This window comes from Pseudomonas sp. Larv2_ips (assembly GCF_963879675.1).
GTDB lineage: Bacteria > Pseudomonadota > Gammaproteobacteria > Pseudomonadales > Pseudomonadaceae > Aquipseudomonas.
Genome location: NZ_CAWOAW010000027.1, coordinates 1,591,371 through 1,607,255 on the forward strand (window position 1 = coordinate 1,591,371; position 15,885 = coordinate 1,607,255).

The following is a 15,885-nucleotide window of genomic DNA, read 5'->3' on the forward strand; positions in this document are numbered from 1 at the left end:
AGTCGCTAAAGGAATACCGATGAACCTCAGAACGTTGCGCGCCTTTGTCGAAGTGGTGCGCCAGGGCGGTTTCTCCCAGGCGGCCCAAGTGGTGTCCCTGACACAGTCCACCGTGAGCAAGGCGGTCAAGACGCTGGAGGATGAATTGGGTACGCCGTTGCTCAATCGCCTGGGCCACAGGAACGAACTGACCGCCGCTGGCGAAATTGCCTACCGCCGCGCGCTGGTGTTGCTCGCTGAACGCAACGATTTGGTGGCCGAGATCAACGACCTGCGCGGGCTCAAGCGCGGCGTATTGCGCATTGGCTTGCCGCCCGTGGGCTGCGGCGTGTTGTTTGCCGCGATGTTCGCCGCTTACCGCAGGCTGTACCCGGATATCGATATCGAGCTTACCGAGTATGGCAGCAAGAAATTGCGTGAATGCCTGGAAGCCGGGGAGGTCGATCTAGCGGCCCTGCTGTTGCCCATGGATGAAGATTTCGACTATCAGTCGGTGCGCAACGAACCCTTGATGGCCGTGCTGCCCATGAGCCATCCACTCGCCCAGCGCACACGCATTGATTTCAACGACTTGGCGGATTCGCCGTTTATCCTGTTCGAAGCGGGTTTTGCCCTGAATGCCAAGATCCTTGCCGCTTGTGAACGCAAAGGCGTGACGCCGAGGGTGACGGCCCGCAGCGGCCAGATCGACTTTATCGTCGACTTGGTGGCGGCGGGGCTAGGCGTCGCTTTTCTGCCGCGCATGCTTGCGCACAAACATCAACAACCCGGCATCGCCTTGATTGCCCTGGACGAGGCGCACACTGATTGGCACATCGCCCTGGCGTGGCGCGCCAGTGCGCACCTGCCGCCCGCCGCCCGCGCCTGGCTGGACCTGGCCAAGGAAATGGCCAGCCCGGTATAGACGTTCACAGCGGTTGACCGAAGTAATTCTGGAAAATATGCCTCAGTGCTTGACTTCTTCTTTTTAATCAGTAACATACGGCGCATTCCGCGATAGCTCAGTTGGTAGAGCAAATGACTGTTAATCATTGGGTCCCTGGTTCGAGTCCAGGTCGTGGAGCCAGATAGAGAAAAGCCTGCAGAGATGCAGGCTTTTTTTTGCCTTGGATTTGACTAATGGCAGCCACCCCAACCCCTATACAACGCCCACCCCAAAGCCATAAGATGAGAAGCATTATCATTTAATGCGGATCTGACATGCACGACGACAGCATCGCCTCGCCGGTCGCCAAGCTGTATGCGAATCACCATGGCTGGCTTCGGGGTTGGTTGCATCGGCGGCTGGGGCACAGTGCCGATGCCGAAGACCTGGCACACGACACGTTTATCCGCGTGTTGCGCTCCAAGGAGGATGTGCGCGAGTTGCGCCAACCCATGGCGTTTTTGGCCACCATCGCCAATGGCTTGCTGATCAATCGCTGGCGTCGCCAAGCGATCGAGCGGGCCTACTTGGAAGCACTGGCGGCGCGGCCGCTGGCTGAGGAGCCTTCGCCGGAGGAGCGCCACCTGATGATCGAGACCTTGTTGCAGTTGGATTCGCTGCTGGTCGGGTTGTCGGCGCGGGTTCGGCAGATTTTCTTTTTGTCCCAGCTCGATGGCCTGACCTATCCGCAAATCGCCGCGCAATTGAGCCTGACGGTGGCCCAGGTGCAGCGGGCCATGAGCAAGGCGTTCAGTGTGTGCTACGCGAGTCGCTTTGAATGAGGGGCGCTGCAGTTGACCCGCGCGTGCGCGACCGTGCAATCGATTGGCTGGTGCGGATGCAGTCCGGGTTGATGAGCGCCGGTGATCATCAAGCGCTGCAGCAGTGGCGTCAGGTGAGTGCCGAGCATGAGCATGCGTGGCAGCGGGTAAGCAGCTTGCCCCTGCTGCTTCAGCCGGGCGCCGATCTATTAGCCGATGCCACGGCGCGCCGGGCGTTGCAGTCGGCCGGGGCTGACCCGCAACGTCGTCGCCAGGTGCTCAAGTGTTTGCTGGCGTTGGGGCTGCTGGGTGGGATCTCCTGGCAAACGGCGGATTCCACCTTGGTGCGTTCGGCATTGGCGAGCTACCGCACGCGTGTGGGCGAGCGGCGGCACTGGGCCCTGGCGGATGGCTATTCGCTGTGGCTAAACACCGCCAGTGCGGTAAACCTGGACTTGGGCGCAGGGCAACGCAGCGTGGAGCTGGTCGAGGGCGAGCTGGCCCTGGATGCCCCGGCCGGGTCTGCGTCGCTGGAACTGCTGACCCCCAACGCGGTGCTCTACAGCCATGTCGCCCACCTGCTGGTGCGTCATGATCGCCAAGGCACCCAGGTGACGGTGTTACGCGGGCTGGCGCAAGTGAGCACGCGGCGTCAGCCGACGCCGGTGCCGTTGCAGGCAGGCTGGCAGATGCAGGTGGACGAGCGTGGGGCAGGGCGCCCGAGCCCCGTCGATCGGGTGCTGGCCCAGGCCTGGATGCGCGGCATCCTGCCTGCCGAGCGCATGCGCCTGGACCACCTGTTGGCTGAGTTGTCGCGCTATCGCCCAGGCTTATTGCGTTGCAGCGAGGCGGTGGCAAGCCTGCGCATCACTGGCAGTTTCCAGCTGGGCGATACCGATGCAGCGCTCGCGTTGGTCGCCAACACGTTGCCGGTGCGTATCGAGCGAAGAACGCGTTATTGGGTGACGGTGGTGCCTGCGTGAAGTTTTTTTTTTCGCGGCGCGATAGTTTTTTCGATCTGGCTTGGCCTTTAGGTATTACCCACCGGCACAGGTGGGTTTCAACCCCTAGGAGCCTTGCATGATTTCCCCCGCTCGTGTCTTGCGTACCCATACATTCAGCTTGCTGTTTTTGAGTTTACAGCCGCTCTACGGTGAGCTGGTTTTTGCCGCCGGCGAACGCCCTTACCGAATTAGCGCCGGCCCGCTGGATCAAGTGCTGTCGCGCTTTGGTGCCGAGGCGGGCATCAGCATGGCGGGCAGTGCGCTGCTTACGGCCGACAAGACCAGCCACGGGCTGCAGGGGGAGTACAACATTGAGTCGGGCCTGACCCAACTGCTCTCAGGCACTGGCCTGGGCTATCAGCGCCAGGCCGACGGCGGCTATGTCTTGCGTGCGCATCAAGGTGCAGTCCTGCTGCCGACGCAAAAGGTCACGGGCGAAAATCTCGACGAGGAAGACGTCTACCGCGCGCCGCGCTCATCGGTGTACATCTCCGGCGAAGACATGCAGCGCTTTGGCGTGGTCTCTGTGGGCGACGTGCTCAAGGGCCAGCCGGGCGTGCAGGTCGGCGACAGCCGCAATGGTGGCGGGCTGGATGTGAATATCCGCGGCATCCAGGGCCAGAGCCGGGTGGCGGTCACGGTGGATGGGTCGCAGCAGGCGCTGGATGTCTATCGCGGTTATGCCGGTACCCAGCAGCGCAGTTACATCGACCCGGACATGATCAGCGACATCACGATCGACAAGGGCCCCAGCCTGACCTCCAGTGCCATCGGCGGCACGGTGAAAATGCGCACCCTCACGGTCGACGACATCCTCAAGGACGGCCAGACCCTCGGCCTGCGCCTCAAGGGCGACCTGTGGAACAACGGCGTCGCTCCAGCCTCCCGAGACCCGCATTCCAAGACCGAAGACCTGTACTCGGAACCGCACCAGAGTCGCGGTGGGCTGCTCGGCTCAGAGGCGCAGGCCGGCAGCGTGGCATTTGCCTATACCCATGACTTTTTCGACGTCGTGGCGGCCTATGCCAAGCGCAACCAGGGCAATTATTTCGCCGGCAAAAAGGGCCAGGACCGCTACCGCACCTACGACCGTTGGGGCGATGAAGAAACCAGCGTGGCAACCACCTACAACGCTGGCGAAGAAGTGCTGAACTCCTCGTCGAGGACCGAATCCTTGCTGCTCAAGACCACCCTGCGTCCGGCGGACGGCCATACTTTCGACCTGGGTTACCGCCGCTATGACGGGCGCATCGGCGAGATCATGCCTTCGGATATCTTCCGCTTCGGCACCGGCGGCATCTATCAGTACCCCTTGGGCCACACCACAATCGACACCTACACCGCGCGTTACAACTACTTGCCTGCGGGTAACCCGTTGGTGGACCTGACTGCCGACCTGTGGCTCACCGATGCGCAAACCAGCCAGCTCACCTCGGTACGCGCGCCGGCGTTCCAGGCGTATCGCTCGGACCGCGCCTGGAGTCGTCAGGCTAACCAGCGTATTGGCGGCGGCCTGGCCAACACCTCGAACTGGGCGACCGACTACGGCGACTTGAAACTGGACCTGGGCGGCTCGTTCCAGCTCGAAGAGCTGCGCCCGCAAAAAGGCGTGGTCACCAACCAGGACGATATCAACGCCAACCGCATGCTGCGCGAAGGCTCGCGGCAAGAGTTCAGCTTCAATGGCAAGCTGGAGTACAAACCGGTGGACCGCCTCACGTTATGGGGCGGCGGGCGTTACACCCACTATCGCAGCAAAGACCACATCGCCAATGCCACGGCGCGCGAGGAGGAGCGTAACTTGCGCTACCTGCGGGTCTACAACGGCGGCGACTCCGGCAACATGATGTGGTTCCCGGATCAGAACGGCCAGTACACCGACGCCACCGATCCGCGGCTGACCAATGGGATTGTCTTCCAGAACACCAACTACCCCTTTGAGGGCGTTCGCTACAACGATTTTGGCGCGGTCGATTCGACGGTCTATCCGTCCCAGGTCGGCAGCGTGGTTACCGGCTATGAGTATTCGGGCAAGGCGAGCAACAGCGGAGGCGCTTTCGCTCCGGCCGTGGGCATCAATATCGAAGTGCTGCCAGACACCTTCGTCTATGCCTCCTACACCCAGGGCTTTCGTATGCCTTCGCTGTTCGAAACCAGCCAGGGCGTGTTGCAGACCATGCCCGGCAAGGGCCTGAAGCCTGAGCGTTCAAGTAACTGGGAGGTCGGCGCGAGCACGCTGCAAAAGGGGTTGTTGTTCGATGACGACTCGGCGGCGATCAAGCTGGCCTATTTCAACAACACCATCAAACACTACATCACCCGCTACTACGACCCAAGCCCGGGCTTGTGGGGCTTGATGCGCTTCAGCAACACCGACAGCTACAAGACCAGCGGCCTGGAATTGCAAACCCGCTACGATGCCGGGCGTGTATTTGCCGACCTGTCGTCCACCTACTACCTGAAGACCGAAACCTGCGATGCGGCGTTCGCGGCCACACTGCGCGCTACCAGTGACAGCTACCAGAAAACCAGTAATACGCCGAACTGCACGCCGGGCAGCTTCATGGGTTCTTACACCAACACCCAGAACCCGCCACGGTTCGCAGGCAACCTCACCACAGGCCTGCGCTTCTTCGACCAGAGCCTTACGCTCGGTACGCGCATCACCTACACCTCAGGCCCCACCGTCACCGCCGACAAACCCTGGCAGACCGGCGCCACCACGCCGCAATTGAATTACCGCGAAGTGGCCTTGGTCGATCTGTTCCTTAACTACAAGTTGCAGGAAGACGCCAGCCTCAACGTGTCGCTGCAAAACCTGACCGATCGCTACTACCTGGATCCACTGGCGCAGAGTTTCATGCCGGCGCCGGGGCGTACGCTGCGGGTGGGAGTGCAGGCGAAGTTCTAGAGGCAACGGTTGTGATCCTCGCGCGGCGGTGCAACAGCCCGTCGTGCGAGAATCGCTAAGGCAGGGTTACAACGTCTGCACGATAATCTGGCTTTTCAGGTCGTTGACCATGCCTTCAATCGCCGGCTTCATGGCGACAAAATCCTGCGGGCTGCACAGCGCGTCGGGGTGGCTGAACGCATAGCTGCGGGTGATGAATATGCTGTTGCCTTCCTTGACGTAAGTGGTCTGGTAGTTGAATCCACCGGTGTTGAGCGTTACAGCCTTGGGCACCGCGAGGATATTCAATTGTTTGGGGAAGTCGAAGCGCGCTTTTTCTTCAATCGTGCCAGAGGTACAGATGAAGGCCTGCGTGCGGTCTTGTTCCGCCATGAGGCTGAACACGTTCTGGCCGATGCCGCCCGCGAGGCTGCTGAGCGTCGGTACGCCCGTGGGGCCGGGCAGGTTGACCAGGTTCTCGGTACGCCCTTTGACCGTGGACGTGAAGGTGGCGGCATTGCCTTCCAAGGGGTCGGTTTCAATCTTGCCGCTGCCGCTTTGCCCGTACATGCTGAGGACTTTCTGGGTCAGTTGATCACGGTCGGCAGGCATGATGGATTTGAACAGGAAACGATTGAGTTCCGTGGCCCAGCCTTCCACCGTGGTGCCGTTGGTGAAGTCCGCCGCGCCGCTCGGGTCGATCTTGAAGTGCAGCGTGCCGTCCACCTTGCCCAATTGGTGTGAAGGTGTACGCGCCAGTTCGCCGCTCTGGGTCAGTAACACGGGTTTACCCAGTTCCGGAATCATCAAGTAGCCGGCGGCGATGGGGGTTGCGGTGGAGTCCAGATAAAGGTCGAGGGTCGGGACGTAAGTGATCGCATGGTTAAGCAAACCCAGGGTCGGCACCTTCGGCAGTAGGTAGGCGTCGCCGAGGTTGATCAGCGCGGGCGAGCTTTCGATGGCCACCGCCTTGAGCAGCGCTTCGAGCAAGGCAACATGGTCCTTGCAGTCGCCATAACGGTTATCCAGCACCGCCTGCGCCGCGTGCGGCACCACGCCGCCATTGCCGACGTAAACCGCGACGTAGCGAATGTTCTTGCGCACCCAGTCACTCAGCACCAGTGCTTTGCTGCGCGGGGAGTCCAGGTTGGCGGTGAGTTCCCTGGCCAGTTGGGTAATGGCGGGCGTCACCTCAACCTGCGCCCTGGCGGCATACGCCTGGGCAAACTGTTTGTAATCAGTGAAGGTCGACACGGCGAGGCGTTGCCCGTAATCGGTGTAGGCGACGGAGCCGACTTCAACGCGGTTTTTCTCCGTGGGTTGCAGGTCCCAGCGATAGATTTTTCGCCCGTTGGCGGTGGTGGGCTCGGCGGCTTTGAAACCCCGTACGTCAGCGAACAAGGGCATGTCGGCTGGCATGTCGTAGGTGAAGTGGATCTGCTGGTTCTCGTAGAAGTCCGGCGCGTAGAGGTCTTCAAACTGTCCGGGGAACATCGCGGTGGTGCGATGGCGCTGGTAGCGCAAGACCATGCGGTCACCGACGGCTACGTCAGGGAAGATCACCACTTTGACGCGTGAGTCCTGGAACATCGGCGCTTCGGCTGAGGCCTGCTCCTGCTGTTCCTTGATCTGGTCGGCAGCCACCGGCACTTTGCGTCCGTCGGCTTTCTGGGTGTAGGCCTCCACGATGTCCACGGTTTCCAGCGAGCGGTTGAAGCTCACCGAGCGTTGCGCGTTGGGCTTGATCGCGCGTTCCTCATTGATGCGCGAGACCAGCTCGAAGTCGAGCACAAAACTGCCGTCGGCATTGACTACGTAGGCCTGGCTATTTTTTTCGACGGTCAGGGAACGGTCGGTGTAATCGGCATTTGCCTGTGCGCTGAACAGCCCGCAGACGACCACCACCGCTGCACCGAACAGGCGCGCCGGGAAGAGCGTAACGCTTTGCATAAAGATCCTTCTAAACGATGACGCGCGCCGTCTGGGCGAGGGCGCGCGTTCCTTGGGTAAACCGCCAAATGCGAAGCGTTACTATATAGAGGTGGCAGTGAGCCTGGCTATTTTTGTTGCTTAGCGTCGTGTGGGAAGCGTCTGGGTATCGCTCGACAGCCGTGAAGACCTGATGGGCGAAGAGATTCATGGGCGAACGATGGGACTGGTCGGCCTGGGGGAAATCGGTCGGCGTGTGGCGCGGATTGCCCAAGGTTTTGGCCTGGATGTTTTGGCCTACGACCCGCATCTGAGCAACCAACAGATACTTGCTCACGGCGCCACACCCGTGACCTTGCCGGAACTGCTGAGGCGCAGTGATTTCGTGTCGTTGCACTGCCCCTTGGACGCCAGCACCCGGCACCTGATGGGCGCGCATCAGTTCGCGGCAATGAGGCCCGGCGCGGTGTTCTTATCCACCGCCCGCGGCGGCATTCATGATGAAGCGGCGTTGTACGAAGCCTTGCAAAAAGGTCACCTCAGCGGCGCCGGGCTCGACGTATGGGCGTGCGAGCCGCCTGCGCAGAACGCACCGCTGATGAGCTTGCCCAATGTGGTTGCGACCTTTCACACGGCGGGCGTCACCCACGGCAAGCGGCGCAATGTGGCACGCTCTTCGGCGGCGCAAATTGCCGCGATCCTGCGCGGCGAACGGCCGCCGCACTTGCTCAATCCTGAAGCCTGGGAGGTGGTCTGCGAGCGCGTGCGCCTCAGCCGTTGAGCCAGGCGTTAATGCTTGCTCGGGGAACAGAGGCGCGTGAACAGTCTTTGAGGATTTGCACCCGCGTGTTGGCGGCACGTGCGTGGCGATGGCAAAGTCGGGCAGACACGAATCACAGCGTCGTAGCCTTCTTAACCCGCGTGGCGCGGTCAAAAACCTCGCGCTGTGCGTGCGTGATGCGACCTATCGGTCTTCTTTCAGCCGCGATGCGGACGAGGTGCGGGTGCTGATCACCTACACGCGGCAGGTGTGGTAGCTGTATTTATGCGGCGCAGCCTGATAAACAGCTCGGTAACCGTTCTAGCTGGTACCGGGTGTCATTGATCATGAAACGCCATTTCGAAGATGTGCAGCTGGGCAGCATCGAGCTGTTTTGCCTGGCCGCCGAAGCCAATAGCTTCACCGCTGCCGCACAGATTGCCGGGGTCACCCCGGCCGCTGTGAGCCGCAGCATTTCGCGTCTGGAAGAACGCCTGGGTACGCAGTTGTTTGTGCGCACCACGCGCAGTATTCGCCTGACCGACAGCGGCCGTACATTCTTCGGGCAATGCCGCCAGGCGCTGACGCAATTGGTGGAGGCGCAGCAGGAAGTCATGGGTGCGCAGTCGGTGCCGTCCGGCCAGTTGCGCATCAGCGTGCCGACCACTTACGCCCATCATCGGCTGTTGCCGTTGCTGCCCGCGTTTCGCGCGCTGTACCCACAAGTGACCGTGGATATCCATATCAGCAACCGCAATATCGACTTCGTTGCCGAAGGCTATGACCTGGCCATTCGCGTGCGCGCCCAGCCCGATTCATCGCTGATCGCACGGCTGCTGGAAGACGCTGAATTGGTGGTGGTGGCAGCGCCGGCCTACCTGCAGCGCGCCGGCACGCCGCAGACGTTGGAGGATCTGCCGTCGCACGAGTGCATTCAGTTTGAATTGCCCAGCAATGGCCGACGCATTCCCTGGTTGTTCCAGGTGCAAGGCCAGGAACAGGCGTTTGCCGGGGAGGCGGGTTACAGCGTTTCTCATGACGTGCTGGGCGGCGTGACCTTGGCCAAGCATGGCGCGGGGCTGTTTCAGACCTACAAGTTCATCGTCGAACACGAACTGGCTGACGGCACGCTCGTGGAGGTGTTGAAGCCGTTTGGCGGGCGCACGCGACCGTTTACGTTGCTGTACCCCCACGGGCGCTATGTGCCGCATCGGGTGCGGGCGTTTGTGGATTTTTTGCTGGCGTATCGGGACGTGTGGGCGGCGCCGTAGACGCGGCGATGTCCCATGTCAGCAGGAGTTGGCTGATCGCTGCATTGAGGGTTTCAAACGACGCATTGTCACGCGCCAGAATGGAAACACCCTGCAGAAAGCTGTCATACACCGTCGCCATTGCCGTCACATTGATTGTGTCCGGCAACTGCCCGGCACTCACACCTCGCGCCACGCACGCCACAATCCCTGCCCGAGTCCGTGCGCGTGAGTGGGTCAATGCGTCGGTGACCCGAGCATTTTCCGGGCTCGGCGCACTCATCACCCCCAGCGTGACCATGCAGCCCTTGGGGTGGGCGTTGTCACACTGCATGCGCGCCGATTGGCGCAGCGCCGTTTCGAGGGCTTGGCGTGGCGGTAGGGTTTCGTCCCACAGGCATTCGATGACCTGGGCGTAGGTGGTCAGGTAGCGTTGCACGCACTCATCGAACAGCGCCTCTTTGGAGCCGAACGCCGCATAAAAACTCGGCGCGGAGATGCCGCCACCCAGGCCGGCCTTGAGCTGGGCGAGGGAAGTGGCGTCGTAGCCGTGCTGCCAGAACAGATGCATGGCCTGTTCCACGGCCTGGTCACGGTCGAAGTTACGCGGGCGGCCCATTTGTGCCATTTCGTTTCTCCTGTGCAGATCGATATAAATACTAGTCGATACATAAGTCATTGACAACGCGCTCGCGCTGCACGCAACATCTGTATCGATCAGTATTTAAATCGCCTCAGCTTTAAGGAGTTGCCTGTGACACCCTCACTCAGCGTATCCGCCTCGTCCGAACGCCTGCCCATCGGCGCATTGCTCGCGCTGGCCATGACCGGCTTCATCTGCATCGTTACCGAAACCCTGCCCGCCGGCCTGCTGCCGTTGATCAGCGAGGGCCTGGCGATTTCGCCGTCGCTGGCCGGGCAGATGGTCACCGCCTACGCGCTGGGTTCGGTGCTGGCGGTGATCCCCATGACCATTGCCACCCGCGGCTGGCGCCGGCGCAATGTGCTGTTGCTGACCATCGTCGGGTTTTTGCTGTTCAATTCCATCACTGCGCTGTCGTCGCACTATGGCGTGACCCTGGTGGCGCGCTTCTTCGCCGGCATGGCGGCAGGGTTGGCCTGGAGCCTGCTGGCCGGTTACGCCCGCCGCATGGTCGCGCCGCATCAACAGGGCAGGGCGCTGGCCTTGGCGATGGTCGGCACGCCGATTGCGCTGTCGTTGGGCGTACCGCTGGGCACGTGGCTGGGCGGGCTGGTGGGCTGGCGTACCACGTTCGGCCTCATGTCGGCGCTGACGCTGATGTTGATTGTGTGGGTGCTGGTAAAAGTCCCGGACTATCCGCCCCAGGCCGCGCACCAGCGTGTGTCGCTGGCCAAGGTGCTGACCACGCCCGGTGTACGGCCCGTGCTGGCGGTGGTGATCAGTTGGATGCTGGCGCACAACATTCTGTACACCTATATCGCCCCGTTCGTGGCGCCGGCCGGCTTGGGCGACCGCGTGGATGTGGTGCTGCTGGTGTTCGGAAGTGCTGCATTGGCGGGGATCTGGCTGACGGCCAAGTTGGTCGAGCCGCTGTTGCGCCGTACCGTGCTGGTCAGCCTGGCGACGTTTGCGGCCGTGAGCGTGGTGTTCGGTTTTGTAGGCAATATGCCGCAGGTGATTTACCTCGGCGTGGCGGTGTGGGGTTTGAGTTTTGGCGGCGCGGCAACCTTGCTGCAAACGGCCCTCGCGGACGCGGCGGGTGACGGCGCAGACGTGGCGCTGTCGCTGAACGTGGTGGCATGGAACAGCGCGATCGCCGGCAGTGGCGTGGTGGGCGGCGTACTGCTCGATACCTGGGGCGTTGCCTCATTTCCCTGGGCAATGGCGCTGTTGGTAGCGCTGTCGTTTGCGATTGCCTGGCGCGCGCGCACCCATGCGTTCAAGCCTGGCGCGCGCGGGGCGGGCAAGCCCGCCGTGGCGGGGCATTGACTGGTTGCTGAGTGACGCTCATTAATCTTGCTGAGTAACGGGGTAAACTCCGGCCAGTCGTCACTACCGCCCAGGACCCCGCCATGCAGATCAGCCGCGCCAACCTTGCCGACTTCGTGCTCTTCCTGGCCATTGCCCGGCACCAGAGCTTCAGCCGCGCGGGCCTGGAGGTGGGCATCAGTGCGTCGGCGCTGAGCCATGCCATCAAAGGTCTGGAAACCCGCCTCGGCGTGCGCCTGTTGAACCGCACCACCCGCAGCGTCACGTTGACCGCTGCGGGCGAGGAGTTGCACAGCGTCATCAGTCAGCCCATGGATGACATCAGCCAGGCGGTCGAAGCGCTCAATCGTTTTCGTGACGAGCCCACCGGGCGCATCCGCCTGAACCTGCTCAGCGATGCCGCCGACCTGCTGCTGGGCCCGGTGTTGCCATTGTTCAACGCGCGCTATCCGGACATCCAGATCGACCTGGCCGTGACCAATCAGCTCGTCGACGTCATTGGCGCCGGGCATGATGCGGGCATCCGCTACGGCGGGACGGTGCCGGAAGACATGATCGCTCAGCGGTTGTCCGCGGATATCCGTTGGGTGGTGGCCGGTTCGGCGGATTATCTGCAGCAGTTTGGCGTGCCTCGCCATCCCCATGACTTGCTCGACCATCGCTGCCTGCGCATCCGTCTGGGCAACGGTTGCCTGTACGACTGGGAGTTCGAAAAAGACGGCGAGCACCTGGCGATTGCAGTGCCAGGCGCCATCACCCTGGATGAAACGCGCGTCGGCCTGTCGTTGATGCGCCAGGGCGCTGGCCTGATGTATGCGCCGGAACCGGCCATGGCCCCTTTGGTGGCGCGCGGGGAGGCGGTGCGGGTGCTCGACGACTGGGCCAGCATGGGCCCCGGGTTTCATATGTATTACGCCAGCCATCGGCAATTGCCGATGGGGCTGAGACTTTTGATCGACCTGATCCGGGAAGTGCAGCCGCTCGGTGATTGCTGAGCAGCGCTCATCAGTACATCCCGATTTCACCCGGTATTCATCCTCTGCTGCGTCACTTAGCGTGACGCTACGTTTGAGCGAGGAGATACCCATGAGTTTTTCATTCCAGCATCAGGTTGCGCTGGTCACCGGCGCGGCGTCCGGCATTGGTCTGGCCACCGCCAACGCATTCGCGCACGCCGGTGCAGCCGTGGCGATTGTCGACGTCAACGCGCAGGCTGCACGCGCGGCCGCCGAGGCGTTGGTGGCCGCCGGTTATCAAGCGATTGGTCTTGGCTGCGACGTCTGCGACATTGACCAGGTACAGGCCATGGTCAAGGAAACCGTCGCGACGTTTGGCCGACTTGATGCGGCATTCAATAACGCCGGCATCCAGAACGTACTGGCAGAAACCGCCGATGCGAGCGTTGAGGATTACGACCGGGTCATGTCGGTCAACCTGCGCGGCGTCTGGAGCTGCATGAAGTTCGAGCTTGAGCACATGCGTCGCCAGGGCAGCGGCACCATCGTCAACTGTTCCTCTCTGGGCGGTCTGGTCGGCGGGGCGCAGCGCGCCAATTACCACGCGGCCAAGCATGGCGTGATCGGGCTGACCAAAAGCGCGGCGCTTGAATACGCCACCCGAAACATCCGCATCAACGCGGTATGCCCCGGATTGATCTGGACGCCAATGGCTGACCAGATGGTTGCCGCCGGCCAGGGCGACGCGCTGGCGGGCATGGTCAAAAGCATACCGATGGGGCGTCACGGTCGACCGGAAGAAATCGCCGACGCCGTGCTCTGGCTCAGCAGCTCGACCTCCAGCTATGTCACAGGCCAGTCCATTTCGGTGGACGGGGGTTTTGTCATGCGCTAGCACCGGCGTCACGCCACGCAAGCCGCGCCCGACATTACCCACAAGGAGTACCGAACCGATGCCGCCATCAGCCTCTTCCAAAACAGCCGCGCTCATGCTCATCGGGCTCGGCCTCATGCTCGCGCTGGCAGGTGCGTGCCTGTTGGGCGGTGGCGGCTATCTGATCGCCCTCGGGGGTTCCTGGTACTTCGCGCTCGCGGGCCTTGGCCTGTCTGCCAGCGGGGTGTTGTTGATGCGCCGCCGCCTGCAAGGCGTGGTGATTTACCTGGGCGTATCAGCCGCCACCGTCGCGTGGTCATTGTGGGAGGTCGGCCTGGATTTCTGGCCGCTGTTTTCCCGCTTGATGGCGTTTGGGGCGCTGGCGGTGCCGGTGCTGCTTGCCACTGCGCAGCTGTGCGCCAAGGCTCGGCCGGCCGCCTACGCAGGGGCTGCGCTCGTGAGCCTCTGCCTGGCGGCCACGCTCTACCTGGCCCTGCAGCCACAGCCTATTCAAACGGCTTTGGGCGCGCCTGCGCCGGTAGCCGGTAAGGCCGTCGGCAACGTGGAGCCGGCGACCGACTGGCGCTACTTCGGCCAAAGCCCCTCGGGGACCCGACATGCGCAGCTCGAAGCAATCACCCCGCAAAATGTTGCCGGGCTGCAAGTGGCCTGGACCTACCGCACCGGCGAAATTCCCCGCGGCAGCCAGGGGCATGTGGTCACGCCGCTGCATGTGGACGGCGTGCTGTATGGCTGCACACAGTCCAGCCAATTGTTCGCGCTGGATGCCGACACCGGTCAGGAAATCTGGCACCACGACCCACACGTGCAGGCGAACAATGTCTACCCGCGCTGCCGAGGCGTGGGGTATTACGCCGCGCCTGAGGCTTCAACCTCAACGGGCCAAGCGTGCACGCGGCGGATCATTGCAACCACCGTGGACGCGCGTTTGATTGCCGTGGACGCGCACACGGGACAAGCGTGCGCAGGGTTCGGCGACGCGGGCAGCGTCAGCTTGCGCAGCGGCATGGGCAGCGCCGATCAGATGCTTTATTTTCCCACCGCCGCGCCCACCGTGGTGCGTGATCTTGTCGTCGTCGGCGGGCTGGTCTGGGACAACCAGAAGACCGGCGAGCCCTCCGGTGTGGTGCGCGCCTTCAATGTGCGTACGGGCGCACTGGTGTGGGCCTGGGACTTGGGCAACCCGGCGATTACCCGTGAGCCACCCGAGGGCCACACCTACACGGCGGGCACGCCGAACGTGTGGTCGACGCCTGCGTTCGATGAGGCACTGGGCTTGATTTATCTTCCCACGGGCAACGCCACGCCAGACTTTTGGGGCGGCCATCGCACCGACGCCGACGATCGCTATTCCTCCTCTATCGTTGCCCTCGACATTGCCACCGGCCGCGAACGCTGGCGTTTCCAGACGGTGCACCACGACGTGTGGGATTACGACGTCCCGTCGCAGCCCGCGCTGTACGACGTGCCGGATGGCAACGGCGGAACGCTCCCGGCGTTGATCCAGACCACTAAGCGCGGGCAGATCTTCATGCTTGACCGACGCACGGGTCGCCCGATTGCGCAGGTGCAGGAACAACCCGTCCCGCAAGGTGGTGTGGCTGATGACCGGACGTCGCCGACCCAGCCGTACTCGGTCGGCATGCCTTCCATTGGCACGCAGCCGTTGAGCGAAAAACGCATGTGGGGGCTCACGCCGTTGGATCAGTTGATGTGCCGCATTCAATTTCGCCGGGCGCGTTACGAGGGTGAGTTCACACCGCCCAGCGAGCGCCTGACCCTGCAATACCCGAGTTGGCTGGGCGGCATGAACTGGGGCTCTGTGTCGATTGCCGAAAACCTCGGCTACCTGATCGTCAACGACACGCGCGTGGCGACCTGGAGCCGGATGATCCCGCGTGCCGTCTACGATGAAAAAGCGCTCAGCGGCGGCGGGCACGAAGGCAATGCACCCCAGGCGGGTACGCCGTGGGGCATTGAGCAAGGACGCTTTCTGTCACCGCTGGGCATCCCATGCCAGGCGCCGCCTTACGGAACCCTCAGCGCGGTCGACCTGGCCACGCGCAAAGTGCTCTGGTCAATGCCCCTGGGCACCACCGAGCAAACCGGGCCGCTGGGGCTCGCCACCCATCTGCCCATGCCCATCGGCATGCCAACGCGCGGCGGCCCGGTGACGACCGCCACTGGCCTGGTCTTCATGGCCGGCACCCAGGACTTCTACCTGCGCGCCTTTGATGTACGCACCGGCCATGAACTGTGGAAAGGTCGTTTGCCGGTGGGCGCAGAAGCAACACCCATGACGTATAGTTCGCCGAAGACCGGCCGCCAGTTCCTGGTCATCAGCGCCGGTGGCAACTCGGCCACCACGCTCAAAGGCGACTACGTGGTGGCCTTCGCATTACCTGCACCGATGATTCAACATTGATGCGATAAAGCGCGTGAAGCGGCCGCACTAAAATGCCTTTCGAGGGTCAATAAACCCCGCAAGATCATCCACTTGGCTCCGCCAGCGGAGCCTGCCGCCTTACTCCCTTTCAAAGAAG

At 62.6% G+C, this 15,885-nt stretch carries 12 protein-coding genes and 1 tRNA gene; 11 read left to right on the forward strand and 2 right to left on the reverse strand.

What is annotated here, in order from left to right:
- Nucleotides 1-19 precede the first annotated feature (19 nt).
- From AACV02_RS24105 to AACV02_RS24125, 5 genes are all read left to right on the forward strand, one after another.
- Nucleotides 20-904, forward strand: coding sequence for a LysR family transcriptional regulator (locus AACV02_RS24105; protein WP_119742410.1), 885 nt, complete (start codon nt 20-22; stop codon nt 902-904).
- Between the two features lie 86 nt (nt 905-990).
- A tRNA-Asn gene (locus AACV02_RS24110) sits at nt 991-1,066 on the forward strand.
- A gap of 134 nt (nt 1,067-1,200) precedes the next feature.
- The gene (locus AACV02_RS24115) at nt 1,201-1,707 is read left to right on the forward strand and encodes a sigma-70 family RNA polymerase sigma factor (protein ID WP_119742412.1); all 507 of its coding nucleotides are present in this window, start codon (nt 1,201-1,203) and stop codon (nt 1,705-1,707) included.
- A complete protein-coding gene (locus AACV02_RS24120) occupies nt 1,704-2,669 on the forward strand; it encodes a DUF4880 domain-containing protein (protein WP_119742414.1) in 966 nt (321 codons plus the stop codon). The genes AACV02_RS24115 and AACV02_RS24120 overlap by 4 nt, the downstream gene beginning before the upstream one ends.
- A 97-nt stretch (nt 2,670-2,766) precedes the next feature.
- The gene (locus AACV02_RS24125) at nt 2,767-5,601 is read left to right on the forward strand and encodes a TonB-dependent receptor (RefSeq protein ID WP_119742416.1); all 2,835 of its coding nucleotides are present in this window, start codon (nt 2,767-2,769) and stop codon (nt 5,599-5,601) included.
- Nucleotides 5,602-5,667: 66 nt separating this feature from the next.
- Here AACV02_RS24125 and AACV02_RS24130 read toward each other — a convergent pair whose 3' ends face one another.
- A complete protein-coding gene (locus AACV02_RS24130; protein WP_119742418.1) occupies nt 5,668-7,530 on the reverse strand; it encodes a DUF3857 domain-containing transglutaminase family protein in 1,863 nt (620 codons plus the stop codon).
- A gap of 130 nt (nt 7,531-7,660) precedes the next feature.
- On the opposite strand from AACV02_RS24130, the gene AACV02_RS24135 reads away from it, so the two are divergent.
- A complete protein-coding gene (locus tag AACV02_RS24135) occupies nt 7,661-8,290 on the forward strand; it encodes an NAD(P)-dependent oxidoreductase (RefSeq protein ID WP_256680548.1) in 630 nt (209 codons plus the stop codon).
- A gap of 326 nt (nt 8,291-8,616) precedes the next feature.
- The gene (locus tag AACV02_RS24140; RefSeq protein WP_119742420.1) at nt 8,617-9,540 is read left to right on the forward strand and encodes a LysR family transcriptional regulator; all 924 of its coding nucleotides are present in this window, start codon (nt 8,617-8,619) and stop codon (nt 9,538-9,540) included.
- Here the strand turns inward: AACV02_RS24140 and AACV02_RS24145 are convergent.
- The gene (locus AACV02_RS24145; RefSeq protein WP_119742422.1) at nt 9,443-10,147 is read right to left on the reverse strand and encodes a TetR/AcrR family transcriptional regulator; all 705 of its coding nucleotides are present in this window, start codon (nt 10,145-10,147) and stop codon (nt 9,443-9,445) included. The two genes, AACV02_RS24140 and AACV02_RS24145, sit on opposite strands and share 98 nt — an antisense overlap.
- Nucleotides 10,148-10,273: 126 nt before the next feature.
- On the opposite strand from AACV02_RS24145, the gene AACV02_RS24150 reads away from it, so the two are divergent.
- From AACV02_RS24150 to AACV02_RS24165, 4 genes are all read left to right on the forward strand, one after another.
- Nucleotides 10,274-11,491: an MFS transporter gene (locus tag AACV02_RS24150; RefSeq protein WP_119742424.1), complete on the forward strand. Its 1,218-nt coding sequence runs from the start codon at nt 10,274-10,276 to the stop codon at nt 11,489-11,491.
- Nucleotides 11,492-11,574: 83 nt separating this feature from the next.
- Nucleotides 11,575-12,486 (forward strand): LysR family transcriptional regulator, encoded by a 912-nt coding sequence (locus tag AACV02_RS24155; protein ID WP_119742426.1) that lies wholly within the window; start codon nt 11,575-11,577, stop codon nt 12,484-12,486.
- 91 nt (nt 12,487-12,577) lie between these two features.
- Nucleotides 12,578-13,342, forward strand: a complete 765-nt coding sequence (locus AACV02_RS24160) for an SDR family NAD(P)-dependent oxidoreductase (protein WP_106576573.1) — start codon at nt 12,578-12,580, stop codon at nt 13,340-13,342.
- Nucleotides 13,343-13,400: 58 nt separating this feature from the next.
- The gene (locus AACV02_RS24165) at nt 13,401-15,767 is read left to right on the forward strand and encodes a membrane-bound PQQ-dependent dehydrogenase, glucose/quinate/shikimate family (protein WP_218568304.1); all 2,367 of its coding nucleotides are present in this window, start codon (nt 13,401-13,403) and stop codon (nt 15,765-15,767) included.
- The last annotated feature ends 118 nt before the right edge of the window (nt 15,768-15,885 follow it).